Origin of the sequence: Arthrobacter sp. H35-D1, assembly GCF_030063185.1 — a bacterium.
Lineage (GTDB): Bacteria > Actinomycetota > Actinomycetes > Actinomycetales > Micrococcaceae > Specibacter.
On record NZ_JASISP010000005.1, the window covers coordinates 117,999 to 141,565 of the forward strand.

At 63.1% G+C, this 23,567-nt stretch carries 24 protein-coding genes and 1 tRNA gene; 10 read left to right on the forward strand and 15 right to left on the reverse strand.

What is annotated here, in order from left to right; all coding sequences use genetic code 11:
• Window positions 1-51 precede the first annotated feature (51 nt).
• Together QMG25_RS08395 and QMG25_RS08400 are read right to left on the reverse strand one after the other, a co-directional pair.
• A complete protein-coding gene (locus QMG25_RS08395) occupies window positions 52-1,449 on the reverse strand; it encodes a class II 3-deoxy-7-phosphoheptulonate synthase (protein ID WP_283459197.1) in 1,398 nt (465 codons plus the stop codon).
• An 85-nt stretch (window positions 1,450-1,534) separates the two neighbouring features.
• The gene (locus QMG25_RS08400; protein WP_283459199.1) at window positions 1,535-2,452 is read right to left on the reverse strand and encodes a lysophospholipid acyltransferase family protein; all 918 of its coding nucleotides are present in this window, start codon (window positions 2,450-2,452) and stop codon (window positions 1,535-1,537) included.
• A gap of 180 nt (window positions 2,453-2,632) precedes the next feature.
• On the opposite strand from QMG25_RS08400, the gene QMG25_RS08405 reads away from it, so the two are divergent.
• Complete coding sequence (locus tag QMG25_RS08405; protein ID WP_283459201.1) at window positions 2,633-3,376, forward strand: alpha/beta hydrolase; 744 nt, start codon at window positions 2,633-2,635, stop codon at window positions 3,374-3,376.
• Window positions 3,366-3,938, forward strand: a complete 573-nt coding sequence (locus QMG25_RS08410; protein WP_283459203.1) for a hypothetical protein — start codon at window positions 3,366-3,368, stop codon at window positions 3,936-3,938. Before QMG25_RS08405 ends, QMG25_RS08410 begins: the two co-directional genes overlap by 11 nt.
• A gap of 50 nt (window positions 3,939-3,988) precedes the next feature.
• On the opposite strand, the gene QMG25_RS08415 is transcribed toward QMG25_RS08410, so the two are convergent.
• Window positions 3,989-5,011: an ROK family glucokinase gene (locus tag QMG25_RS08415; RefSeq protein ID WP_283459205.1), complete on the reverse strand. Its 1,023-nt coding sequence runs from the start codon at window positions 5,009-5,011 to the stop codon at window positions 3,989-3,991.
• 185 nt (window positions 5,012-5,196) lie between these two features.
• Here QMG25_RS08415 and QMG25_RS08420 point away from each other — a divergent pair, with 185 nt between their 5' ends.
• Complete coding sequence (locus tag QMG25_RS08420; protein WP_283459207.1) at window positions 5,197-7,011, forward strand: AMP-dependent synthetase/ligase; 1,815 nt, start codon at window positions 5,197-5,199, stop codon at window positions 7,009-7,011.
• A gap of 182 nt (window positions 7,012-7,193) precedes the next feature.
• On the opposite strand, the gene QMG25_RS08425 is transcribed toward QMG25_RS08420, so the two are convergent.
• Both QMG25_RS08425 and gcvP read right to left on the reverse strand, forming a co-directional pair.
• Window positions 7,194-10,589 (reverse strand): pyruvate carboxylase, encoded by a 3,396-nt coding sequence (locus tag QMG25_RS08425; RefSeq protein ID WP_283459209.1) that lies wholly within the window; start codon window positions 10,587-10,589, stop codon window positions 7,194-7,196.
• Between the two features lie 241 nt (window positions 10,590-10,830).
• On the reverse strand, window positions 10,831-13,722 hold the full coding sequence (gene gcvP, locus QMG25_RS08430) for an aminomethyl-transferring glycine dehydrogenase (RefSeq protein WP_283459350.1): 2,892 nt from the start codon (window positions 13,720-13,722) through the stop codon (window positions 10,831-10,833).
• A gap of 153 nt (window positions 13,723-13,875) precedes the next feature.
• Between gcvP and QMG25_RS08435 the strand changes: the two genes are divergently transcribed.
• Window positions 13,876-14,712, forward strand: coding sequence for a ParA family protein (locus QMG25_RS08435; RefSeq protein WP_283459211.1), 837 nt, complete (start codon window positions 13,876-13,878; stop codon window positions 14,710-14,712).
• A gap of 132 nt (window positions 14,713-14,844) precedes the next feature.
• On the opposite strand, the gene QMG25_RS08440 is transcribed toward QMG25_RS08435, so the two are convergent.
• The 5 genes from QMG25_RS08440 to gcvH form a co-directional block, all read right to left on the reverse strand.
• Window positions 14,845-15,438 (reverse strand): MerR family transcriptional regulator, encoded by a 594-nt coding sequence (locus tag QMG25_RS08440; protein ID WP_283459213.1) that lies wholly within the window; start codon window positions 15,436-15,438, stop codon window positions 14,845-14,847.
• 263 nt (window positions 15,439-15,701) lie between these two features.
• Window positions 15,702-16,214: a bifunctional nuclease family protein gene (locus QMG25_RS08445; protein ID WP_283459216.1), complete on the reverse strand. Its 513-nt coding sequence runs from the start codon at window positions 16,212-16,214 to the stop codon at window positions 15,702-15,704.
• Window positions 16,211-16,936, reverse strand: coding sequence for a transcriptional regulator FtsR (gene ftsR / locus QMG25_RS08450; RefSeq protein ID WP_283459352.1), 726 nt, complete (start codon window positions 16,934-16,936; stop codon window positions 16,211-16,213). Before ftsR ends, QMG25_RS08445 begins: the two co-directional genes overlap by 4 nt.
• Before the next feature lie 48 nt (window positions 16,937-16,984).
• Complete coding sequence (locus QMG25_RS08455; RefSeq protein WP_283459218.1) at window positions 16,985-17,467, reverse strand: FHA domain-containing protein; 483 nt, start codon at window positions 17,465-17,467, stop codon at window positions 16,985-16,987.
• Window positions 17,468-17,579: 112 nt separating this feature from the next.
• Window positions 17,580-17,966, reverse strand: coding sequence for a glycine cleavage system protein GcvH (gcvH, locus tag QMG25_RS08460; RefSeq protein WP_283459220.1), 387 nt, complete (start codon window positions 17,964-17,966; stop codon window positions 17,580-17,582).
• 200 nt (window positions 17,967-18,166) lie between these two features.
• Between gcvH and QMG25_RS08465 the strand changes: the two genes are divergently transcribed.
• Genes QMG25_RS08465 through crcB form a run of 4 tightly spaced genes read left to right on the forward strand, consistent with a single transcriptional unit; the run spans window position 18,167 to window position 20,231 of the window.
• Entirely contained in the window at window positions 18,167-18,841 is a 675-nt protein-coding gene (locus QMG25_RS08465) for a hypothetical protein (RefSeq protein ID WP_283459222.1), read from the forward strand.
• Window positions 18,842-19,333 carry a universal stress protein gene (locus tag QMG25_RS08470; RefSeq protein ID WP_283459224.1) on the forward strand — a complete coding sequence of 164 codons (492 nt, stop codon included), beginning with the start codon at window positions 18,842-18,844 and terminating at the stop codon, window positions 19,331-19,333. It begins immediately after the preceding gene.
• Window positions 19,330-19,857, forward strand: a complete 528-nt coding sequence (locus QMG25_RS08475) for a fluoride efflux transporter FluC (protein ID WP_283459226.1) — start codon at window positions 19,330-19,332, stop codon at window positions 19,855-19,857. Before QMG25_RS08470 ends, QMG25_RS08475 begins: the two co-directional genes overlap by 4 nt.
• Window positions 19,854-20,231, forward strand: a complete 378-nt coding sequence (gene crcB, locus QMG25_RS08480) for a fluoride efflux transporter CrcB (protein ID WP_283459228.1) — start codon at window positions 19,854-19,856, stop codon at window positions 20,229-20,231. Before QMG25_RS08475 ends, crcB begins: the two co-directional genes overlap by 4 nt.
• Here the strand turns inward: crcB and QMG25_RS08485 are convergent.
• The 3 genes from QMG25_RS08485 to QMG25_RS08495 all read right to left on the reverse strand — a co-directional run bounded on the left by QMG25_RS08485 (window position 20,151) and on the right by QMG25_RS08495 (window position 21,326).
• Window positions 20,151-20,780 (reverse strand): GNAT family N-acetyltransferase, encoded by a 630-nt coding sequence (locus QMG25_RS08485; RefSeq protein WP_283459230.1) that lies wholly within the window; start codon window positions 20,778-20,780, stop codon window positions 20,151-20,153. The genes crcB and QMG25_RS08485 overlap by 81 nt on opposite strands.
• Before the next feature lie 115 nt (window positions 20,781-20,895).
• Window positions 20,896-21,150, reverse strand: a complete 255-nt coding sequence (locus tag QMG25_RS08490; RefSeq protein ID WP_283459232.1) for a LuxR C-terminal-related transcriptional regulator — start codon at window positions 21,148-21,150, stop codon at window positions 20,896-20,898.
• Window positions 21,138-21,326: a hypothetical protein gene (locus tag QMG25_RS08495; RefSeq protein WP_283459234.1), complete on the reverse strand. Its 189-nt coding sequence runs from the start codon at window positions 21,324-21,326 to the stop codon at window positions 21,138-21,140. Before QMG25_RS08495 ends, QMG25_RS08490 begins: the two co-directional genes overlap by 13 nt.
• Before the next feature lie 114 nt (window positions 21,327-21,440).
• Here QMG25_RS08495 and QMG25_RS08500 point away from each other — a divergent pair, with 114 nt between their 5' ends.
• On the forward strand, window positions 21,441-21,908 hold the full coding sequence (locus QMG25_RS08500; RefSeq protein WP_283459236.1) for a hypothetical protein: 468 nt from the start codon (window positions 21,441-21,443) through the stop codon (window positions 21,906-21,908).
• 66 nt (window positions 21,909-21,974) lie between these two features.
• Window positions 21,975-22,166, forward strand: coding sequence for a hypothetical protein (locus QMG25_RS08505; protein ID WP_283459237.1), 192 nt, complete (start codon window positions 21,975-21,977; stop codon window positions 22,164-22,166).
• A gap of 79 nt (window positions 22,167-22,245) precedes the next feature.
• Here QMG25_RS08505 and QMG25_RS08510 read toward each other — a convergent pair.
• Both QMG25_RS08510 and QMG25_RS08515 read right to left on the reverse strand, forming a co-directional pair.
• Window positions 22,246-22,321, reverse strand: a tRNA-Lys gene (locus tag QMG25_RS08510).
• A 143-nt stretch (window positions 22,322-22,464) separates the two neighbouring features.
• Window positions 22,465-23,277 (reverse strand): SMP-30/gluconolactonase/LRE family protein, encoded by an 813-nt coding sequence (locus QMG25_RS08515; RefSeq protein ID WP_283459240.1) that lies wholly within the window; start codon window positions 23,275-23,277, stop codon window positions 22,465-22,467.
• Window positions 23,278-23,567: the final 290 nt, after the last annotated feature.

The following is a 23,567-nucleotide window of genomic DNA, read 5'->3' on the forward strand; positions in this document are numbered from 1 at the left end:
GCCGACGTGTCGGATAGTCGGCGAGAAAATACCGAATCCGCCGGACCAACGCTACTTGGATTTGCGCAAGGCCTCGGAGACCAGGAACGCCATTTCCAGCGACTGCTTGTGGTTCAACCGCGGATCGCACACCGACTCGTAGCCGGTGAGGAACGCTTCCTGGTCGATGGGGTCCGCGCCGCCCAGGCACTCGGCCACGTCGTCGCCGGTCATTTCCACGTGCAGGCCGCCCGGGAAGGTGCCCTGTCCCTGGTGGACCTCGAAGAAGCCGCGGACCTCGTCGATGACGTCGTCAAAGTTGCGGGTCTTGTAGCCGTTGGGCGAGGTGACGGTGTTGCCGTGCATGGGGTCGGTGACCCACAGGACCTGGGCGCCGGAGGCCGTGACCTTCTCCACCAGGTTCGGCAGCTTCTCGCGGATGTTCTCGGCGCCCATGCGGGTGATGAACGTCAGGCGGCCGGGCTCGCGGTTGGGGTCGAGCTTCTCGATGAGGCGCAGTGCGTCGTCGGGGTTCGTGGTCGGCCCGAGCTTGACGCCGATCGGGTTGCGGACACGGGACAGGAAGTCCACATGCGCCTGCTCGAGGTCGCGGGTGCGCTCTCCGATCCACAGGAAGTGTGCCGACGTGTCGTAGGGCAGGCCGGTGCGCGAATCGATGCGTGTCAGGGCGCGCTCATAGTCAAGCAGCAGCGCTTCGTGGCTGGCGAAGAACTCCACGGTCTTGAGTGCTTCAAAGTCCGCTCCGCAAGAGGCCATGAACTTGATGGCGCTGTCTATTTCCTTGGCCAACTGCTCGTAGCGGCTGTGGGCGGGATTGGAGGTGAAGCCGCGGTTCCACTCGTGCACGCTGCGCAGATCGGCAAAGCCGCCCTGCGTGAAAGCGCGAATCAAGTTCAGCGTCGAGGCGGACGTGTGGTAGGCCTTGAGCATGCGGTTGGGGTCGTGCAGGCGGGACTCCGGGGTGAAGTCAAAGCCGTTGACGATGTCGCCGCGGTAGGCGGGCAAAGTCACCCCATCGCGAGTTTCATCGTTGGAGGAGCGTGGCTTGGCGAACTGGCCTGCCATGCGCCCCATCTTGATGACAGGGAGCTGGGCGCCATAAGTGAGGACCACGGCCATCTGCAAAATTGTCTTTACACGGGCACTGATCCGATCTGCTGTGGCAGCTTCAAAGGTCTCGGCACAGTCGCCGCCCTGCAGCAGGAACGCCTTGCCTTGGGCTGCCTGTGCCAGGCGTGAACGCAGCACATCGACCTCGCCGGCGAAGACGAGCGGCGGCAGTGCGGAAAGCTCCTTCACAGCAGGCGCAAACGCCGGGGATGCGGCCCAGGTGGGCTGTTGGGCGATGGGCAGCTCACGCCAATCATCAAGGCCTGGATAGGCTGCGGCACCGGGGACGGGACTACCGGTCGCGGGTGCAAAAGGAGCAGTTGAAGTTAGATCAGTCACCCTACAACCCTATCTCGCAAATGCGCTCCCCCACTAAACGGTCCGTTTCTTGAGATGGCCGCGGTGCTGCTCGGTACCGATGAAGCTACTGCGTGGCGCCGCCGTCGTCCATTTTACTGGCAGTGGCCGGGTCGGGTACTGGAGCGGCGGCAGGACCGGAAGCGGCCTTCGGCTCGTCTTTCCCGGCGCCAACCACAGTGACAGTTCCGGGCAGAACACCGGGGGCCGGCTCGAGCCGGACCGCGTCGCCGGCATTCCTGGGATTTGCGGAAATGGCCTCTTTGCTTGCTGCAGGCTTGGCGGCTGAGGGCTTGGCGGCCTTCTCGGCGGCCAGCTTGTCCTTGACAGTTGACGCGTAGGAGTCGACATATTCCTGGCCGGAGAGGCGCATGAGTTCATACATGATCTCATCCGTCACCGAGCGCTGGACGAAGCGGTCGTCGGCCATGCCCTGGTAGCGGCTGAAGTCCATGGGTTCGCCGAAGATCACCCCGAGGCGGCGGATGGTGGGAATGCGCCGGCCGATGGGCTGAACCTTGTCCGTGCCGATCATGGCCACGGGGATGACGGGCACATTGGCGGTCAGGATCAGCTTGGCCACCCCCACTTTGCCGCGATAGAGCCGTCCGTCGGGGCTGCGGGTGCCTTCGGGGTAGATTCCCAGCAGTCCGCCACCGTTCAGAACCTCCACACCGGTCTGGAGCGAGCCGGCCGAGGCCGCCCCGCCGGAACGGTCCATGGGCAGCTGGTTGGTGAGCTTGAAGAAGGCTGCCGTCAGGCGGCCCTTGAGGCCGCGCCCGGTGAAATAGTCGCTTTTGGCCAGGAACACCACGGGCCGGGGCACCATCAGGGGCATGAAAATGGAGTCCGAAAAGGACAAGTGGTTGCTGGCCAGTACGGCAGGTCCCTCCACGGGCAGATTGTCCAAGCCCTTGGTCCAGGGACGAAAAAGCACCTTCAATACGGGGCCCAGAAAAATCTTCTTCAATACCCAATAGATCACGGTGGCGTTCCTCCTCTGGCGCTGCCGGTTGCAAGCGAACCGAGTGCATTGCGGTACCCCCGCTATGGACGTATCAACAGTAGTCTAGTGAAGGTGGTACAAAATCGCGGCAGCACAGGCGCGTACCATCGTTCACTAGTTTTCCGGCCGTCGCAGCCGGGCAGGAAAGGGGCCAGCACCATGGCGCAATCGTTCCGTTCCCCGGGTCACGGAGAGCTGGGAGACATTGGGGTGGCAGTGTGCCACGGCTTCACCGGCTCCCCCATCAGCATGCAGGCCTGGAGCGAGTCCTTGGCCGACGCCGGATTTGCCGTCAACATGCCGCTGCTTGCCGGTCACGGCAGCACTTGGCAAGAGCTCGCCCGTACCCCTTGGGAGCATTGGTACCGCGATTTCGAGGCGGCGTATCTGGAACTTGCCGCGCGCTGCGAGACGGTGTTCGTGGCAGGTTTGTCCATGGGAGGGGCGTTGGCGCTGCGCGTGGCGGCCCTGCACCCCGTGGCCGGTGTAGCGGTGGTGAATCCCGGCCTGACATTTGATGACAAACGGGCGAAATATTCGAAAATTTTGCGGCATGTTGTGAAAAGTGTCCCGGCGATTGGCAATGACATCTTGCTCCCCGGTGTCAGTGAAGGCGCCTATGCCCGCACACCGGTCGCTGCCGTCTACCAGCTGTCGCAGCTGTTCGATGACACCATCTCGCTGCTGCCGCGAGTCACTGCCCCCACCTTGGTGTTTCGCTCCACTACCGACCACGTGGTTCCCGACTCCAGCCTGGAAGTGCTGAAAGCGGGCATTGGCAGCAACGACGTCCAAGTGGTGTCGCTGGAAAACAGCTACCATGTAGCCACCATGGACAACGATGCACCCTTGATCTTTTCCCAGTCCGCCGACTTCTTTCGAAGGAACCACCATGCACTCTGACCCCGGCGCGGACACGCCGCATACCGGCGACGACGACGTCTGGCGGGACCTTGTGGCCCGGCTGGAACAAGACGAGGACGCCTTCATGGACGAGAGTTTCACAGACGGCGCCACCAGCGGCAGTGGCGGTATTGATGGTGGCGGGACTGGTGGTGCTGCCAAGAGCGTGGCCGATTTCGACCCGCTGGGAGTGTGGGCGCAGCAATCTGAACCGGCACCGGAAGAACCTGCCGCCGGGGAGCATCGCCGCGACGGGTTCGACTCCGCTGCTGCCGCTGCATTCGGGCCCCGCGACTATGCCGCGGAAGACGATGACGAGGAGGGCACCTATGTCCCGGAAGACCTGCCCAGCCTGCGCGATGCCGAGCCAGTGTTCATGCTGTCGTGGATTGCCGCGGCTGGCGGCCCGCTGTTCCTGGTGTTCTGCTCAATTTTTTGGCGGCAGATTCCACTGATGCTCGTAGTTGCCGTGGTGGTGGGGTTCCTGGCCGGCACCGGCTACCTGTTGTACCGGTTGCCCAAAAACCGCGACCACGACAGTGGCGACGGCGCCGTCGTCTAGCTCCTCCAGCCGGTCCAAGCTGTCCGGACCATCCGAGCTTTCCGGCCCGCCTAGCCCTTCAAGGCGCGCACGCGGGACAAGTCCCCGGCACCAATCAGCCCGGCCATGGGGCCCAACTGGGCCACCGTAATGACGGCTTCCTGGCGGTATCCGCGTCCAGTCAGGTTGCGCGAATACGCACGACGCGCGGGATCAAGCATAAGTTCCCCCGCGGCACTGAGCCCGCCGCCAATGATAAAAAGTGCCGGGTCAAGGGCCGCCGCCAAGTTGGCAATCCCCAACCCCAACCAGTCCCCCACCTCGGTTACAAGTTCTCGCGCCGTCGCCTCGCCCTGCAAAGCCAACTCGGTTACGACGCTTCCGGTAATGTCCTTGGGCTTTCCGTTGACCGCCGCCAGCAGGCCCGCTGCCATGGGCGAATGCTTCTTGGCCAATTCCCGCCCTTCCCGCCCCAGCGCATTCCCGGAAGCGTACTGCTCCCAGCATCCTCGATTGCCGCATTCGCAGCGATGGCCGCCGGGCATGATGATTTGGTGGCCAAATTCGCCGGCCATTCCAAAACTGCCGCGCTCCACCCGCCCGTCGATGACAAGCGCCCCTCCGATACCGGTGCCCAAGGTCAGCATGATCAGCCTGTCGTGGCCGCGCCCGGCGCCAAAGCGGGATTCCGCCCAGGCGGCGGCGTCGGCGTCGTTCGTGACAAGCACTGGACGCTGGAGCATCTCTTCCAGATTGTCCTGCAAGGGTTCATCGCGCCAGGCGAGGTGGGGGCTGAAGACCACCCGCGCCCCCGTCAAGTCCATCCACCCTGCAGCGCCAATGCCAACGGAGGCAATCTCATGCCGCTCGCCCAGCTCACGGACCAATTCGGCAATGACATTTTCAACGGCGCGCGCGTCGCGTCCCGGCGTGGCCCGCCTGATCACTTCAAGGATGGCGCCATGACCGTCCACCACGCCGGCGGCCACCTTGGTGCCGCCAATGTCGATCCCCAACGCCAGCGGGAGCTGAACATCTTCGGCCGCACCTGGCTCTCGGTGGGCGGGCACGGATCCAAAGGACGGCGAAGGCATCCTTTGATTCTAGCCCCGGCCTTCGAGGCCGTTGCCGCCAACCCGACCCGACCCAAACCCAGATTGATTGTGTGAGCTGGACAACATAATGTTACTCATGAGTAACATAGGGTCCGAGCGGATCGCGAGCTTGGCGGATAGAGTGAAGCAACACGATCGCAGTCCCACATATCAAAGGAGCTATTGTGCAAGAGATTTCCGTTCCGGCCCAGGTAGTCAGCCCCGGCACCATGAACACGACGGATTTTGTGCTGCGGCAGGCCAAGCTGGCCAGCAATCCTGCACTCTTCTCCCGACGCAATGAAGACAATGTATGGGTCGACATCTCGGCCAAAGAGTTTCATGCCGATGTCTGTGCGCTTGCCAAGGGACTAATAGCCTCCGGCATCGAGGTCGGCGAGAGAGTCGGCATCATGGCCCGTACACGCTATGAATGGTCGCTGGTGGACTTCGCCATTTGGTTTGCCGGAGCTGTCTCAGTGCCGATCTATGAAACGTCCTCCCCGTCGCAGGTTGCCTGGAACCTGGGCGACTCGGCCGCCGTCGCCGTCTTCGCCGAGACAGCCGCGCATGAGAATGTCATACGCCAGGCAGCCCACAATGAGGACTTGAGTGCGCTGGCCCACGTGTGGCAGTTGGAAGGCGACGGACTCGATGCCTTGCGCGATGCCGGCCGGGATGTCAGCGACGAGGCGCTGGAAGCCGCACGCGCTGCCAACGGCTTGGAGGACACTGCCACCATCATTTACACCTCCGGCACCACCGGACGGCCCAAGGGCTGCATGCTGACGCACAAGAACTTTGTTGAACTCAGCGAAAATGCCTTGGCGGTGCTGGCCTCCACCGTGGTGACGCCGGGCTCGCAAACCATCATGTTCCTTCCGCTGGCCCACGTGTTTGCCCGGTATATCTCCGTGCTCGCTGTGGCAGGCGGCGCCAAGGTGGGGCATACTCCGGACATCAAGCACTTGCTGGAGGACCTGCAAAGCTTCAAGCCGACGTTTATCCTGGCCGTGCCGCGCGTCTTTGAAAAGGTTTACAACTCCGCCTCCCTGAAGGCCGAAGGCGACGGCAAGGGCAAGATCTTTGCCGCAGCTGCCAAGACCGCCATCGACTACTCCCGGGCCCAGCAGGAAGGCGGCGCCGGGCTTGTGCTCAAACTCAAGCACTCGGTATTCGACAAGCTTGTCTACACGAAGTTGCGCGCAGCCATGGGCGGCAACGTTCGCCACGCAGTCTCCGGCGGCGGTCCGCTTGGCGAGCGGCTGGGCCACTTTTACCAGGGCATCGGGCTGCAAATCCTCGAGGGCTACGGCCTGACGGAAACCACCGCGCCCATCACCGTCAACCGCCCGGAGCGGATCAAGATCGGCACAGTGGGCGCACCGCTTCCCGGCAATGCCGTGAAGATCGCGGACGACGGCGAAATCCTCGCCAAAGGCGTGTGCGTCATGAAGGGCTACTTCGGCCGCGACGACCTGACGGCGGAGAACTTTGTGGACGGCTGGTTCCGCACCGGGGACATCGGCCAGCTCGACGACCAAGGCTTCTTGACCATCACCGGACGCAAGAAGGAAATCATCGTCACCTCCAGCGGCAAGAATGTGGTTCCAGCCCTCCTGGAGGACCAGATCCGCGCCGATAGCATCGTCTCCCAGTGCGTGGTCATCGGCGAACAGCGCCCGTTCATCGCAGCCATTGTCACCATCGACGAGGAGGCGCTGCCACTGTGGGGCAAACAGCACGGCCTGCCGGCAGGCATCACGGTGGCTGAAGCCGCCGCGCACCAGAACGTCATTGCCGCCGTGCAGGGCGCCGTCAACCGCGCCAACTCCTCGGTGTCCTCCGCCGAAGCCATCAAGCAGTTCAGGATCGTGGACAGCGACTTCACCGAGACCTCCGGACACCTGACACCCTCGTTGAAGGTCAAGCGCGCCCAGGTCATGAAGGACTTTGACGCGGTCGTTGAAGAGATCTACCTGAGCAAGAAGCCCTCCTAAGGGCACAGTTGGCAGCAAAAAGCGGCGCTGCCGGATCCCGGAGCGGGGATGGCGTGATTTCCTTCCCTCGCTTCGCAAGCTCACCGGGGAACCCTCGGAAATCACTTGCCAAGGTCGCCCAGCGACCGAGAAAATCTTACTGCCCGTGAGGGATCCGGCAGCGCTGGCGTGCTTAACTGCGCTTAAGAGATGACCACCAGCAGGTCCCCGCCTTGGACCTGGGCAACTCCGGACACGGCGAGGCGGGAGACTGTGCCGCCCACCGGCGTCGTAATTGACGCTTCCATCTTCATGGCCTCGATGGTGGCAAGGGTGGAGCCCGCCTCAACGACGTCGCCCACCTCCACCTTCACGCTCACGGCACCGGCGAAGGGCGCCGCCACCTGGCCGGGCACGCCCTCGTCGGCCTTTTCGGCGCTGACGGCGGTGCTTTCAATGCTGCGATCGCGCACCGTGACGGGGCGGATTTGACCATTCATCTTGCACATGACGGTGCGCATGCCTTTTTCATCGGCCTCGGAAACGGTTTCCAGGGCGGCGATCAGGCGCACTCCCGGCTCGAGGGCAATCACGTGCTCCACGCCGCGGCGCAGTCCGAACAGGTAGTCGCGGGTATCCAGCACGGAGACGTCGCCGTACGCCTCGCGCACAGCCTGGAACTCCTTCGTGGGTCCGGCAAACAGCAATCGGTTCAGGGCTGCGCGACGGGTTTCGCTGTCCGCTGCCAGTTCCGCGCTGTCCTCCGTGCTGAGCGTGCCCATGCGTTCAACGACCGTGCGGCCCTGGAGTGCCTTTGTCCGGAACGGCTCGGGCCAGCCGCCGGGTGGAGTGCCCAGCTCGCCGCCCAGGAAGCCCACCACGGAGTCGGGGATGTCGTAGTTTTGCGGGTTTTCCTCGAAGTCGGCCGGGTCGGCCTTGATGCCCACCAGGTGCAGGGCCAGGTCCCCCACCACCTTGGACGACGGCGTGACCTTCACCAGGTGCCCCAGGATCCTGTCCGCCGCCGTGTACATGTCCTCGATTTCCTCGAAGCGCTCGCCCAGGCCGAGGGCAATGGCCTGCTGGCGCAGGTTGGAGAGCTGGCCGCCGGGGATTTCGTGCAGGTAGACGCGGCCGGTGGGTGCCGCCAGGCCGGATTCAAACGGCGAGTACAGCCGGCGCACCGCTTCCCAATACGGCTCGAGGGAGCTGATGGCGGTCAAGTCGATGCCGGTGTCGCGCTCGGTGTGCGCCAAGGCGGCAACCAGTGCGGAGGCCGAGGGCTGGCTGGTGGTCCCGGCCAGGGCTGCCGAGGCGACGTCCACGGCGTCGACCCCTGCATCAACTGCGGCCATGAGGGTGGCCAGCTGGCCGCCGGCCGTGTCATGGGTGTGCAGGTGGACCGGCAGTTCAAAGCGTGCGCGCAAAGCCGTGACAAGCTTCGCCGCGGCGGCCGGGCGCAACACGCCGGCCATGTCCTTGATGGCCAGGATGTGCGCGCCGGCGTCCACAATGCGCTGGGCCAATGCCATGTAGTAGTCGAGGGTGTAAATGGTTTCCGCCGGGTCAAGGAGGTCCCCGGTGTAGCACAGCGCTACTTCGGCAACTGCTGTGCCCGTGGCGCGCACTGCCTTGATGGCGGGGACCATCTGGTCCACGTCGTTGAGGGCGTCGAAGATGCGGAAGATGTCGATGCCGCTCGCGGCGGCTTCCTGCACGAACGCGTCCGTCACTTCGGCCGGGTAGGGCGTGTAGCCAACGGTATTGCGCCCGCGCAGCAACATCTGCAGGCAAACGTTCGGCAGGGCTTCGCGCAGTGTCGCCAGGCGCTGCCACGGGTCTTCGCCCAGGAAGCGCAGCGACACATCATAGGTGGCCCCGCCCCAAGCCTCAACGGAGAGCAGCTGCGGGGTCAGCACGGACACGGCCGGGCCGGCAGCGGCGAGGTCCTTGGTGCGTACGCGGGTGGCCAGCAGCGACTGGTGTGCGTCGCGGAACGTGGTGTCGGTGACGGCCACGGCTGTTTGGCTGCGCAGGGCGGCGGCGAACCCAACCGGTCCCAGCTCGGCCAACTGCTGTCGCGTGCCGGCAGGGGCCGACTCGAGGTCAACGTCGGGCAGCTTGCTGGCCGGGTCCTCCAACACCTGCAGTTCGCCGTGCGGCTTGTTGACGGTGACATCGGCCATCCACGTCAGCAGCTTGGTGCCGCGGTCGGAGGACCCGCGGTATTCAAGCAGTTCGGGCCGCTCGTCAATGAAGGAAGTTGCCACATCACCGGCGTTGAAGGCGGGGTCGTCCAGCACGGCCTGCAGGAAGGAAATATTGGTGGAGACGCCGCGGATGCGGAACTCCGCCAGGGCGCGCCGGGCGCGGCCCACGGCGGTTTTATAGTCGCGGCCGCGACAGGTGAGCTTGACGAGCATCGAATCGAAGTGCGGGCTGATTTCAGCACCCGTGTAAATGGTGCCGCCGTCGAGCCTGATGCCTGCACCGCCGGCTGAACGGTAGGTGGTGATGGTTCCGACGTCGGGACGGAAGCCGTTGGCGGGGTCCTCGGTGGTGATGCGGCACTGCAGGGCGGCGCCCTTGACGTGGACGCTGTCCTGGCTCAGGCCAAGATCTGCCAAGGTTTCGCCGGCGGCGATGCGCAGCTGGGCCTGGACCAAGTCGACGTCGGTGATTTCCTCGGTGACGGTGTGCTCGACCTGGATGCGCGGGTTCATTTCAATGAACACGTGCTGGCCGGCGCGCTCACCGACCGTGTCCACGAGGAACTCCACGGTGCCGGCGTTGACATAGCCCATGGCCTTGGCAAACTTGACGGCATCGCTGTGCAGGGCCTTGCGGATGTTCTCGTCAAGGTTGGGCGCCGGAGCGATTTCAATGACTTTTTGATGGCGGCGCTGCAGCGAGCAATCGCGCTCAAAGAGGTGGATGACATTGCCTTCGCCGTCGGCGAGGATCTGCACTTCAATGTGGCGCGGGCGCAGCACGGCCTGCTCCAGGAACATCGTGGCGTCGCCGAATGCTGCGTCGGCTTCGCGCATGGCTGCCCGCAGGGCGTCTTCGAGGTCCTCCGGCTTTTCCACCCGGCGCATGCCACGACCGCCACCGCCTGCCACGGCCTTGGCAAAAATGGGGAAGCCAATGTCTTTTGCCGCTGCCAGCAACTCGTCAAGATCGGCACTGGGTGCGCTGGATTCCAGCACGGGGATGCCTGCCTTGCGGGCGGCGTCAATGGCGTGAACCTTGTTGCCCGTCAGTTCAAGTACTTCGGCCGGCGGGCCCACAAACGTGATCCCGGCATCCCTGGCTGCTGCTGCCAGTTCCGGGTTTTCCGAGAGGAAACCGTAGCCGGGGTAAATTGCGTCGGCCCCGGATTCCTTGGCCACGCGAATCACTTCCGCCACGTCCAGGTAGGCACGGACGGGGTGCCCTTCCTCCCCGATCAGGTAGGCCTCGTCCGCCTTCTGGCGGTGTGTTGAGGTGCGGTCCTCGTACGGGAAAACGGCTACCGTCTTGGCGCCGAGCTCGTAGCTGGCACGAAAGGCACGGATGGCAATTTCGCCGCGGTTGGCTACCAGAATCTTGGAAAACATTTCACTCCTGTGTTGACGATCATGTCGTGGCCGCCCCACCGCGGTGGCGGTGCAGCGACAAATCCGAGGGAACCCGCCCCGTGTGAATCCAGGCGGGTGCCCCGTGTTGATGGTGCTGTTTCAGTGATGCAAGCATTGCAGGCTGTGCCACACCTCACCGCTGCCAGCGTAGCAAATTCCGGAGCCACCCCTGCTGCGACACCTCATACATACGATGTGCGGGGGTCGCAGCTTCGGGTGTTCAGAAACTCTCGGCAAGTTCCTCAAGGGACGGGCAGGAACACATCAGGTTGCGGTCTCCATAGGCTTGGTCGACGCGACGCACCACGGGCCAGTACTTGGCACGCGGGTCCACCCCCGACGGGAAAACCGCTTCCTCTCGCGTGTACGGGTGATCCCACTCCCGGGTCAGGCTCTGTGCCGTGTGCGGAGCATTGGAGAGCGGATTGTCACCCACCGGCCACAGCCCGTCCTGCACGGCGGCAATCTCCTTGCGGATGCAGATCATGGCATCGATGAACCTGTCAATCTCTCCCAGGTCCTCCGACTCCGTGGGCTCCACCATCAGGGTCCCGGCCACGGGGAAGGACATGGTGGGTGCGTGGAAACCATAGTCGATGAGGCGCTTGGCCACGTCGTCCACGCTCACCCCGGAATCCGCGCTGATGCCGCGCAGGTCAAGGATGCACTCATGTGCCACCAGGTCGCTGGCCCCGGTGTACAGCACCGGGTAGTGCTCCCCGAGCCGCCGGGCAATGTAGTTGGCCGACAAGATGGCCGTTTGCGTGGCCTGGCGCAATCCGTCCGGGCCCATCATGCGGATGTAGGCCCAGGAGATCGGCAGGATCGAGGCCGAACCGTAGGGCGCGCTGGACACCAAGCCCACGGAGGACTCAACCCCGAGTTCGCGGGCCGGCAGGTGCTTGGCCAGGTGTGCACCCACGGCAACCGGGCCCACGCCGGGTCCGCCCCCGCCGTGCGGGATGCAGAAGGTCTTGTGCAGGTTCAGGTGTGAAACGTCGGCACCAAACTTGCCCGGCTGTGCCAACCCCACCAGCGCATTGAGGTTCGCGCCGTCAACGTAAACCTGGCCTCCGGCGTCGTGGATCATGGCGCAAATAGTGCTGATCTCGGTCTCAAACACGCCGTGGGTGGAGGGGTAGGTGACCATGATGGCGGCCAGATCCTTCTCGTGGATGCTGATCTGGCGCTTGAGGTCGTCAATGTCGACGTTGCCGAAGCCGTCGGTGCCGACAGGGACAACTTTCATCCCGGCCATGACTGCCGATGCGGCGTTGGTGCCGTGCGCGGAGGTGGGTATGAGCACGATGTCGCGGTCCGGGTTGCCGTTTTCCACATGGTAGGCGCGGATGGCCATGAGGCCGGCGAATTCGCCCTGCGAGCCGGCGTTGGGCTGGACGGAGACGGCGTCATAGCCGGTGATTTCCGCCAACCAGGCCTCCAGCTGCTTGGCCATTTCCACGATACCCACGGTGTCCGAGGCAGGGGCGAAGGGATGCAGATTGGAGAACTCGGGCCAGCTCACAGCCAACATTTCGGCAGTGGCGTTGAGCTTCATGGTGCACGAACCCAGCGGGATCATGCCCCGGTCCAGCGCGTAGTCGGCATCGGCGAGCTTGCGCAGGTAACGCAGCATCTGGGTCTCGGAGTTGTGCGCGTGGAACACGGGGTTTTCCAGATACCCGGTGGCACGGGCCGGCGTTGGAAGTTCAACGTCGGCCGCGTCGACTGCCGCTGCCGGGGCTGTTGCGGCGGGTGCCATCGCTGAGGCTGCTTCCGCAGGCTGCGCACCCATGCCCAGCAACCCGGCCAAGGCGGCCAGGTCCGCTTCCGTGGTGGTTTCATCCACGGCGATCTGGAGGTGGTCGTGGTCGATCTGGCGCAGCAGGTAGCCGGCACGGTGGGCTGCAGCCACCAGTTCGGCTGCCGCATGCCCGCTCTGCGAGGTGATTTTCACCTTGACGGTGTCGAAGTAGTTGGCGTGGACCACAGTGTGGCCGGCTGCCGTTGCGGCGTCGGCGACGGCCACCGCCAAGGCATGGACGCGGGTGGCAATCCGCAACAGCCCGCCGGGGCCGTGGTAAACGGCGTACATGCCGGCCATGACAGCCAACAGCACCTGGGCGGTGCAGATGTTGGACGTGGCCTTCTCGCGGCGAATGTGCTGCTCGCGGGTCTGCAGGGCCAGCCGGTACGCCTGGTTGCCTGCCGCGTCCTTGGACACCCCGACAAGGCGGCCGGGAAGGGCTCGCTCCAGACCCTGGCGGACAGCCAAGTAACCGGCGTGCGGTCCGCCAAAGCCCATGGGGACGCCAAAGCGCTGGGAGGATCCCACCGCCAGGTCGGCGCCGAGTTTCCCCGGGGATTCCAGCAAGGCCAGGGCCAGGAGGTCGGCAGCCACTGCCACCACGGCCTTGCGTTCCTTGGCCGCGGCAATGACGGGGGCAATGTCACGGATCTTTCCGGAATCTCCCGGGTACTGCAACAGCACGCCGAAGATCTCAACGTCGGGGAGTTCTTCGTCAAAATTGTGGGTCAGGACGGGGAGTCCCATGGCCTTGGCCCGGGTGTTGACAACTGCCATGGTCTGCGGGAAGACATCGGCGTCGATCAGCAGCACGGCGTCGTTCTTTGCGGTGCGGTTGCTGCGGCGCATCAAAGCCACCGCCTCGGCGGCCGCCGTGCCCTCGTCGAGCATGGAGGCGTTGGCCGTGACCATCCCCGTGAGATCTGACACCACCGTTTGGAAATTCAGCAGCGCTTCGAGGCGGCCTTGGGAAATCTCCGGCTGGTAGGGGGTGTACGCCGTGTACCAGGCGGGGCTTTCAAACACGTTGCGCTGGATGACCCCGGGGGTGTGGGTGCCATAGTAGCCCTGGCCAATGAAGGATTTGTTGACGGTGTTCTTGCCCGCCAACTCCTTCAATTCGGCCAGCATGGCCTCCTCCGACACGGCTGCCTGCAAGTGCAGCGGCTCGGTGGTGTAGATCGATTTTGGCAACGCCGCCGTTGAAAGCTCCTCCAAAGAAGCGAATCCCAAGGTGCTCAACATATGATGAACATGTGGCTGCGCGGCAACCCCAATATGTCGATCGCTAAAAAGGGCCGACACAAGGTTGTTCGTGTTCCGGCGTCCGGGCAAATTATCAGCAGTGTTTGTCAAGGGGTTCTCCAAGTCGCTAATGTTCCACAGCTATTGTATGTGTCAGGGCTTTTCGCAGCAGCACATGATTGGGCAAGCAACGCAAAGGGTAATGGTTTTTCTGTGCAAGTAGTGAGTATCAGCAGCCTCAAGGGCGGCGTCGGCAAGACCTCGGTCACGCTTGGGCTCGCCTCGGCAGCCTTGGCCGCCGGCATCCCCACTTTGGTGATCGACCTCGACCCCCATGCAGACGCCACCACCGGCTTGGGCGTGGCGGCGGGCGGTCAGCTCGACATTGGCCAACTGATCAAGAATTCCCGCAAGGCAGATCTTGGCGCCAATGTGGTTCCAAGTGGTTGGCTGGCCGCGCACAAGTCCGACGGCGGCACTGCACCCGTGCTCGACGTCGCCATGGGCTCGGCGTTCAGCGGCATCTACGACAGGCCCGATCTGGGCAAACGCGACCTTCGCCGCCTGGCCACGCTGCTGGCCAATGCAGACCGCGACGGCACGGCTCCCTACCAGCTGGTCTTGATCGACTGCCCACCGTCGCTGAACGGCCTGACGCGCATGGCGTGGACAGCCAGCAGCCGTGTGCTGTTGGTCGCTGAACCCGGCCTGTTCTCCGTAGCTGGCACACAGCGCACCCTGCGGGCCATTGAGCTGTTCCGCGCTGAATTTGCCCCTGCCCTGGTACCGGCCGGCATTGTGGCGAACAGGGTGCGCACCGGTTCCAATGAACACGCCTACCGCTTGTCCGAGATGAAGACCATGTTTGGCGAGCTGCTGCTCTCCCCCACCATTCCGGAGCAGGCCAACTGGCAACAGATCCAGGGTGCTGCCCATCCGGTGCACCAGTGGCCCGGGGATTCAGCAAAGAACGCCTCGGCGCTCTTTGACCGGCTGCTTGACTCGGTGTTGACCCAAAGCGCCACCCGCAGCCGCCTCTACCGCGGCTAGCAGACGCTGCCCACCCATTCGAGTGCGCAGTAGTTTTCGAGTGCGCAGTAGTTGTGGATGTTTTCGCGCGACACCCGCAACTGCTCCCGTTTCGAATTCACAACAGGCAGTTGGGGCTCATGGGAGCCGGGTTTAGGAGATTTTGCGCGCTTCGCGGCGTTTGCTGAGCTCATCGTCCCGAAATGTCTGCACGGCTGCATGCTCGCTGGGCAGTGCGGCCAAGCTTCCTTCAACTTCACGCCAGACACGCCCCACGGCAATGCCAAACACCCCTTGTCCACCTTGGACCAAGTCAATGACTTCGTCGGCAGAGGTGCATTCGTAGACGGAAGCCCCGTCGCTCATCAAGGTGATTTGCGCCAGATCTTCAACTCCGCGCTCCCGCAGGTGTTCAACGGCCGTACGAATTTGCTGCAGGGACACGCCCGAGTCCAAGAGTCGCTTGACGACCTTCAAGACGAGAATGTCGCGGAAACCGTAGAGACGTTGTGAGCCGGATCCGGCGGCGCCGCGCACGGCGGGTTCAACCAGTCCTGTGCGCGCCCAGTAGTCCAATTGGCGGTAGGTGATGCCGGCAGCCTTGCACGCGGTGGGTCCGCGGTAGCCGGCGTGCTCGTCCAGAACGGGCAGATCCTCGGTGAATAGCAAGCCCTGCGATCCTGCCCCGAGGGCGGTGCTGGGGACAACGGCTGCCGTCGGCTCGCCGGCGTCACTCTTGGCACTCACTTGGATCCTCCTGTTCGCAGTCCCCCCAATAGGGTTGGTGTGCCTGCATTCGACAGGGGCCAAACACTTGGGGCGAGCTGTTGGGACGCTAGCCTCCAGTGTGCCCGCACCAGCCGAAGCTTGCAATGGGGAACTCAATACCTCGACGTTAGAGCGGTGCGGGAGCAAGGTCAAAGACGTCCGTACAACAATTTTGGCGTGTCGAAACTTTCAGCCTCAGGTTTAGGGTTAGCCATGACGCGAAACTGCCCGGAACCTGCGGACTATTTCTCAAAATCCTCGGGTTCCACGTCATCGAGGAATTCCCGAAATTGACGAACCTCACGTTCCTTGGCTTCGTCGTCGACCTCTTGGGAGACGTGTTCACTACCGTCCTCCTCGTGGCCGGCAATAAGCACCCCAGCTTCCTCCACCAGGCTTTCCGCAGCCCAGATGGGGCACCCGGCGCGCTGGGCGATGGCGATCGCGTCGGAGGCCCGCGAGCCAATGGTGGTGCCATTGTCAAAAATGATTTCAGCGTAAAACACGCCTTCCTCCACCTTTGTCAGGTTGACGCGTGCAATGCTGTGGCCCAGCGCCAGAACCACTCCGCACAGCAGGTCGTGGGTCAACGGCCGGGGCGGAACCACGCCTTGCTCGGCCAGCGCAATGGCGGTGGCTTCCGCGGCACCGATCCAAATGGGGATGTGACGCTCACCCACCGCCTCGCGCAGCAGTACGAGAGGCTGGTTGGAGGGCATCTCAATTCTGACGCCAACAATCGTGACCTCAATCATGGAGTCTCCATTTCAGCAATGCGAGCATGGACCAAGGCGCTGTGCAGGCTCAGGCACAGTTCGGCGATTTCCCTCGCAGTCTCTGCGGCACGGACGGAGGAGGTGCCGTCACGCTTGGCGGAGCGGGGACCAACGGCTCGTTCCACCAGACCAAATTCCCGCTCCGCTGCCGCCTGGAAGGGCCGCAAATGCCGCGGTTCCAGACCGTGGGCTGCCAGCGAAGTGCAGGCCCGCGCCACCTTGAGGGCGTGGTCGTCGAAGCTGCCGTCTTGAATTTCCAAAAGCCCGTAGCTGAGCATGGTCTCATACAGTTCCAGCCCGGCCCCTGATTCGGTGCGCAACTGTTCGGGACTCAGCCGCCGCGAACGGCTCTCCAGTTCACGGGCCAAGCCCTCGGAGACCATCCGCGGGGCGATGGACACTCCCGGAGGGAGATTTTCCGGAGTCTGGCCCTGATCAATGGCCTCAAGGTATTCACGGATCACTTTCAGCGGCAGGTAGTGGTCGCGTTGCAAGGCCAGCACAAAGCGCAGGCGTTCGACGTCGGACTCCCGGAACTGGCGATACCCTGCGGGCGTGCGCTGCGGGGAGATCAAACCCTTTTCTTCGTAGAAGCGGATCTTGGAGGCTGTTACCGAAGGGAAATCGGCGTTAAGTTGGGCCAGCACCTCACCTATGTTCAGGACGGCGGCAGCGCCGGAGCGCCGGCTGCTGGATTGCACATCCACCAGCCGGCGTCCGGCACTGGGGTTCACGCTTGCCACGTCGCCCTAGGAATCCGCAACGGCGTCGTTGGAGCTGAAGTAGTACGTCAGCCGGAACTTGCCGATCTGCACTTCGTTTCCGGTATTCAAGCGCACCGAGTCCACGCGATCCCCGTTGACGTAGGTGCCGTTGAGGCTGCCGGCATCAATGACTTCGAAACCCCCCTCGCATTTCATGAAATTAACATGCCTGCGCGAGACCGTTACGTCGTCGAGGAAAATGTCCGCGTCGGGATGGCGCCCCGCAGTGGTGACTTGGCTGTCAAGCAAGAACCGCGCACCCGCATTGGGGCCCACATGGGCGATGAGCAGCGCCGACCCGGCAGGAAGCGAGTTCACGGCATTGAGCTCATCGGGGGCCAGTACCGGCACTGAAGACGGACTTGCATGTACCGGAGTCAGATGAATCGAGGTGGTATCTGTTACGCCCGGCTGATCCTGGGAGCTCGCCTGAGCATTAACCCCGGCGTCGTTGGCCCTGTCAACCATTGGTACTCCTCCTTGCTGCTGAAAAAAGTGCTCGAGAGCGCTGGTGCGCCCCAAGTGTTACAAACATAAGTCCCATCGCTGGGAAAGTTCTGGACAAACCTTCCCCGAACCCCTAGCCTACCTTTTCTTGATACTCGACCGCACTGAGCAGGCCGCTGTAGCTGGCAGCATCGGCCAGCGTGATCTCCACCAACCAACCGGCGCCGTACGGATCTGAGTTGATAAGCGAGGGGTCTGCATCCAAGGCTTCATTGCGGGCGGTGATCGTTCCGCTCAGCGGCGCATAGATGTCGCTGACGCTCTTGGTAGATTCCACTTCGCCCACAACGGTGTCGGCGGAAACTTCGGTACCGGCCTCGGGCACCTGGACATAGACCACGTCACCGAGCGCATCCTGCGCGAAATCGGTGATGCCCACCCTGACCACACCCTCTGCTGTGGGGGCCAGAACCCATTCGTGTTCCGCCGTGTAGGACAAGTCTGCGGGAATGCTGCTCATTGTGCGCACCTTTCGGGTTCATCGCTGCCGCGCGAAAAATAGAGTGAAGTCTAAAGTAAAACACGGTCAGGGACTGAAAATCCCCTTGCACCGCTTCCAGTCTTTAGCGTGCAGCCGTTCTTGACAAGTCGAAGGTAGTTTCTAGCAACTTTTGCCTTCATGACATGCTCCGCCACCCATGGCTCTGACATGATTGAACCATGAACGATTCAGCAGCGGCCGCGGGCCCGGTCGCGGAGCCCAGGGGCAAACTGCCGCCATGGCTTGTGCGCACCATCTTTGGTGCGAGCGCCGTCGTCGTACTGGTGGCGGGATACTTGATCGCCTCCGTGACGGTGCCGCTGATGTGGGCCAACAGCATCCGCGACCAGATCGGCGGACAACTGGGCAACAGCATTCCACTGGGCATGTTCTACGGGTTTGTTTTCGTCTTTGTGCCAATCCTCATCGTTTGGCAGGCGCGCCGCAAAAAGTTCAACAAGTGGGTCAGAGTCTCTTTTGTTGTACTGGGCCTGTTGCTGACCATCCCCAACCTGTTGACGTTGGGAGTGCTCCACGGCAGCAGCCAGTCGGCCATCGACGCCCGCACCATCTGGGCCAACAGCGCCAATTGGTTTGGCACTTGGAGCCAGGTCTTCATGGTGGTGGGCGTGGTCTGCGCCGTGGCACTGATTGTGCTGGGCCGCATGTGGCTCCGTCGTGGCAGGAAGGTTCGTGAAATCAAGGCCGCCCAGAAGCGTGTCCGCGAGAACGAAGCGGCGAAGGTTCGTGCTGCCAAGGGCGCCGCCCGCGACGCTGAAAAGGCAGCGAAGACGGCTGCCCGCGACTCGCGCCGCAATCCCCGCAACAACTCCAGCAATACACCGGAGGCGTAGATGGACCGGAATCAGCCGCTCTTGCTCGTTGCGGTGTACCCCGGCCAGCCCCCCGCAGTAGTCGCCGAGGCTGCCCGGCTCGCTGCATCGATGAGCTGCCCGCTCGTTTGCGCCTACGCCAACCCTGCCCGCTACCCCGTCAGCGAGTCTATCGACGGCTCGGTAAAGTCCGCCCCCCTGGACCCGGATTTCATGGACGACGACGGCGAGACCTTCCCGGTGCAGCTCGCCACCAGGCTGGGCAGGCAGTTGGATCCCGGCCACGTCCAGTGGCGCCCCCTCCTGCTTGCCGGCGACGCCGCCGCGGCCCTCGCTCGGTGCGCTGAAATACTTCACGCGTCCATGATCGTGGTCGGCACCAGCACCGACCACCATTCACCGCTGCACAAGATTCTGAGCCGTTCAGTGGCCGTGAAGCTTGGCCGGGCACAGCGCTGCCCCGTTCTGGTGGTCCCGGTCCACCATGCACCCCTGGGCCAGGCTGAGCAGTGACACATCCGTTCCTGCACCTGCCATCCCTGGCGTGGGTGGCAGCCGGCGGCACGTTGGGGGTCGCCGCACGCGAAGGTCTCATCCTTGCCATGCCCGGCTCGGGTCCACTCCCCTTGGCAGTGGTCGTTGCGAACGTCGTCGGTGCCTTCGCGCTCGGCCTGCTTTACGTCAGCCTTGATCGCCGGGCTGCGGCAGCTGCCGTTCCTCCTGCGCGCGCGAAGCAACGGCGGCACACTTCGAAAAGCCGGCTGCCACGGGGCAGACAGCTGCGGTTGCTGCTCGGGACGGGCTTTTGTGGCGGATTCACCACGTACAGCACCCTTGCCGTGGGGGTTGTGCTCTTGGGCGCAGGCTCCCCGGGCCCGGTCTCGGCGGCGGCGTGGGGCCTGGGCGTTGTCCTGGCCGGCGCCCTGGCCACATGGGCAGGCATCGCCGTGGGGACCACATTGCCTGACGCCCGGGAGCCGCAGGCTGAGTTCCGAGACCTCCCGGATACCCCGGATTACGGGGGGAAGCACCAGTGACACTGTTGGCATTTGTTGCACTGGCCGTGGCCGGTGGTTTGGGCGCCGCTGCCCGCTTTGCGGTGGACGGTGTCATTGGCACCCGCGTGCGGAGCATCTTTCCGTGGGCGACGTTCGCCATCAATGTCTCCGGTTCACTGGCTCTTGGCCTGCTCACCGCGCTGGTCGCCGGGCACCTGCTGCCGCCTGTTTGGTCGCTGGTGGCAGGCGCAGGATTTTTGGGCGGCTACACCACCTTCAGCACCAATAGTTATGAAACTGTGCGGCTGCTGGGTGAAAAACGATACGTCGCCTCACTTGCCAATGCCGTGGGGACGTTGCTTGCCGCTGTCGTTGCCGCAGGGCTTGGCTACTGGGTCGGCTCTTTTTTCTAGCAGGTCTGCCACCACGGCCCGACAACTGGCCCAGCGACCGGTCCAAGGACGGGAACAAGGACGAGGCAAGCACCTAGGCGCGTTCTCGCGCACGGCCTTCCAGCTCATGTGCAACAGCGGAAAAGGGCAACCCCGGGCATCGACTTCCGAGCGGCCCGCCACGGTGAAGCCGCGCTTGATGTAAAAGACGGCGGCACGCGGATTCTGCTCGTTGACGTCAAGGGAAATCTGCGAAGACTGGCTTTTGGCCCATTCCAGCAGGGTGCTCCCGATACCCAGGGAACGTGCCTTGTCGGCCACAAAGAGCATGTCCACCCGGTGTTTGTCCATGCCAATGAAACCTAGAATGCACCCCCTTTGCTCGGCAACCTTGAGCCTGAGGCCGGGCAGGTACTCATCCCTGACCAGCGGCTCCAGCCTGTCAATGGTTTTCAGGGGCAGGAAGTGGTGGGTGGCTTCGACCGAATCCCGCCACGCATTTGTCAGCTCTTCAAGATCTTCGGGGGCGCGGCCTTCACGCGGAAGGACCGCCGGCGCAGCAGTTTTCATGACTCCCCAACTTCTCCCCCAAGACGGCCTAAAAGGACAGTGCCCTGCACGGGCGTGGTTGAGCATCCCAGCATACTGCGTGCCCTTGGGAAACCAGCGGCGCGTGTCCCAAACGTTATTCCCACACAGCGCTGAGCACAACTGCCGGTTCGGAGGGCCTGGCAACGCCCAACCGCTGGAAAGTATGGCCGATGCGGGTGTCCATCGTCCGCACCGAAATGTTCGGTTTCTGCGCGATGGACTTGTTCGACATCCCGGCCGCGACGAGCGCGGCGATCTTGCGTTGCCGTGCTGCCTGCTCAACATGCGTCAACGGCGAGGGCAGCCAGATGCGCACTTGGTTCAGGCCGGCCACCGCTACAATGACCACTCCCGGGTCCCCGTCAAGAAGTCCTCGCCCGCACGGAGCAAAACCGAAAACCAGGACGTCTCCTTGGGTGCGTCTGTGATCAGCATGACGAAGAGTGCGGAAACAGGTACCGAATCCTCCATGGAGTACCGAGCGAAAAAGAACAGTTCCAACATAGATACACCGGGGCTGTCCATGCCCCATAATCTCATTGACTCCGTCGATATTCGAGCCGTACAGGAGCTCTCCATCCAAGCTGCAAAGCTAAGTTGTTGCCACGCCGGCCGTGGGTGCCCGTTTAGACTGGCTCAATGAGGACAGCACCAACACCCACACCACTCAACATGGCTCTGGAATCCAGCCATGCGCAGTGGTGGGAAGTGCTCGCTGCGCTGGGACCCCTGGCCATTTTAATTGGTGCCATCGCAGCCGCAGCCATCGGCGCATTTACTCTAAGACAGCGCACAGAGTCAGACGCTTTGGCCCTGACGCAGAGACGGGAGGCGGATGACCGCAGTGAGTGGTGGAAACGTGCCCAGTGGGCACTGGACCGAGCCCTTGACGACAGCGCCACCAACAAGGCCCTTGGCCTGGTGACTCTGGAAGTGTTGGCTCGAAGCAAGCTGGCGCACGCCGAAGAATTGGAATTGTTTGATATCGCTTGGGAAGCCGTCAGCGACCCTAAAAATGGCGCAGCGGACAACGACAGCACAACCGGAACCAGCTCAGGCACGGAAGAAATCATGTCCGAGCAGCCAACGATCAGTGGGGGCGAGTAATCCGTGGCGGCAATAGTTGACAGCTGGGAGACAATGGTAGAAAGAAGCAACGAGGGAGGAGATGCAATGAGCATGAACGCATCTGTATCGGCAGGCAAACACGCTCCGCAGCACGTGTTCAAAGAAAACATCAAGACAATGAGCCCCCAAGAACGCCGGGTACAGGTTGCCGCAGCTCGGTTGAGAGTAACCCTTGATGATCGTCTGGGGCGGCAGACCCCCGACGCTGTCAAAGCACTGGCCAAACAGCCGTTCTAGGACCTCGCAACACTCAGAGCCAGGCACAAACAATAAACGCTCCGGCACGCAGTTTCATGCGTGCCGGAGCGTTTATTCTTGGTGCACCCCTCCGGACTTGAACCGGAAACCCATTGATTAAGAGTCAATTGCTCTGCCAATTGAGCTAGAGGTGCATTTTAGGCGACCCGCAGAGCATCGGCGAGATACTCGTACGGGCCTAACCGCCGCTAACTTTGAGAAAAGCGCCTTGGCTATCAAGAACAATACCTGCCAGCAGTCCAAAGTGTCGCATTGACAACTCCGTCTGAGCTTCACGTCACACGGCGACGGCAAGGGCTCGACCGGTTGCCGGGGTGCCGGGTTTCATGGCCCCCGGCCAGTCGGCCGTCATGACCACCAGCGTGTCGGCGTTCTCCCCGCCGACGGCGCAGGAAAAGCAGCCCTGCTCCAGCTGCACTTTGCGCAACACTTCCCCGCCGCGGGCCACCTGAACGCAGCATTGATTGGGAACATCGGCATACCAAATACCACCATCGCCGCTGCAGATGCCGTCGGGCGCGCTTCCGGACACTGCCGCCCACACATGACGATTGGCCAAGGAACCATCCGGGAGGATGTCATAACCGGTCAAGCACCCGGCGTTTGACTCGGCAACCACCAGAGTGTGGCCGTTGTCAATAACAGCCATCCCATTGGGGAAGGCGAGCTTGTCGGCAACAACTGCAGCCCCGCCGTCGGGCTTCACCAGCGCAATGATGCCTGAGACCTGCGCGGGCCCCGGGTAGGGGTAGCCGATGCAGTTGACGTAGGTGAGCTCGCCGTGGACAACCACCTCGTTCCACGGCGTGGCGGAGAGCTCGGCGAGGGTGGCGACGTGCGCGAACTCGCCAGCGGGTGTGAGCGTGAGCAGTTCGCCGTCGGATCCGGAAACCACCAGCAGTTCGCCGTCGGGCAGCCAGTCAAAAGTGATGGGAAAGGAAGGCACATCGAAGCTCTGATGTTCAGTGCCGTCGGGGTCGACCGCGTGGATGGTCCGCTTGATCCAATCGGCGAACCAGAAACGTCCGCCATGCCAGCGGGCCGACTCCCCCATGCCAATCCCGTCGGCAATAAGCTGCTGGTTTTCCATGTTTCTCTCCTTCACCGTGCGCTCGGATGCGGGTCACCGCCAGTTTAATCGCAGGGTCGGCGGCATGGAAAGTCTGTGTTGGGAGGCGCGTGGGAAGGCACGTGGCGGCTGTCGCTTTGGCACCAGCCATGGACTGCGAATATGAGTGCGAGTATTTTGAACGCCCCTTGGTGGCCAGCCTGCGGTGGTGGCGACGCTTGCCATGTCTCCGGCAGTGTCTGCATTCGTGCTTCTGATCCAGAACGTTCTAGTATTTGTCCGTGTGCGGGGCACTACTGCCAAAGTGTGCG

Coding starts and splice junctions, on each gene's coding strand:
- QMG25_RS08405 (WP_283459201.1), top strand. CDS start 2,633: ATGGCGCAATCGTTCCGTTCCCCGGGTCACGGAGAGCTGGGAGACATT.
- QMG25_RS08410 (WP_283459203.1), top strand. CDS start 3,366: ATGCACTCTGACCCCGGCGCGGACACGCCGCATACCGGCGACGACGAC.
- QMG25_RS08415 (WP_283459205.1), bottom strand. CDS start 5,011: ATGCCTTCGCCGTCCTTTGGATCCGTGCCCGCCCACCGAGAGCCAGGT.
- QMG25_RS08425 (WP_283459209.1), bottom strand. CDS start 10,589: ATGTTTTCCAAGATTCTGGTAGCCAACCGCGGCGAAATTGCCATCCGT.
- QMG25_RS08445 (WP_283459216.1), bottom strand. CDS start 16,214: ATGATTGAGGTCACGATTGTTGGCGTCAGAATTGAGATGCCCTCCAAC.
- QMG25_RS08455 (WP_283459218.1), bottom strand. CDS start 17,467: ATGGTTGACAGGGCCAACGACGCCGGGGTTAATGCTCAGGCGAGCTCC.
- gcvH (WP_283459220.1), bottom strand. CDS start 17,966: ATGAGCAGCATTCCCGCAGACTTGTCCTACACGGCGGAACACGAATGG.
- QMG25_RS08465 (WP_283459222.1), top strand. CDS start 18,167: ATGAACGATTCAGCAGCGGCCGCGGGCCCGGTCGCGGAGCCCAGGGGC.
- QMG25_RS08470 (WP_283459224.1), top strand. CDS start 18,842: ATGGACCGGAATCAGCCGCTCTTGCTCGTTGCGGTGTACCCCGGCCAG.
- QMG25_RS08485 (WP_283459230.1), bottom strand. CDS start 20,780: ATGAAAACTGCTGCGCCGGCGGTCCTTCCGCGTGAAGGCCGCGCCCCC.
- QMG25_RS08495 (WP_283459234.1), bottom strand. CDS start 21,326: ATGGACAGCCCCGGTGTATCTATGTTGGAACTGTTCTTTTTCGCTCGG.
- QMG25_RS08500 (WP_283459236.1), top strand. CDS start 21,441: ATGAGGACAGCACCAACACCCACACCACTCAACATGGCTCTGGAATCC.
- QMG25_RS08505 (WP_283459237.1), top strand. CDS start 21,975: ATGAGCATGAACGCATCTGTATCGGCAGGCAAACACGCTCCGCAGCAC.
- QMG25_RS08515 (WP_283459240.1), bottom strand. CDS start 23,277: ATGGAAAACCAGCAGCTTATTGCCGACGGGATTGGCATGGGGGAGTCG.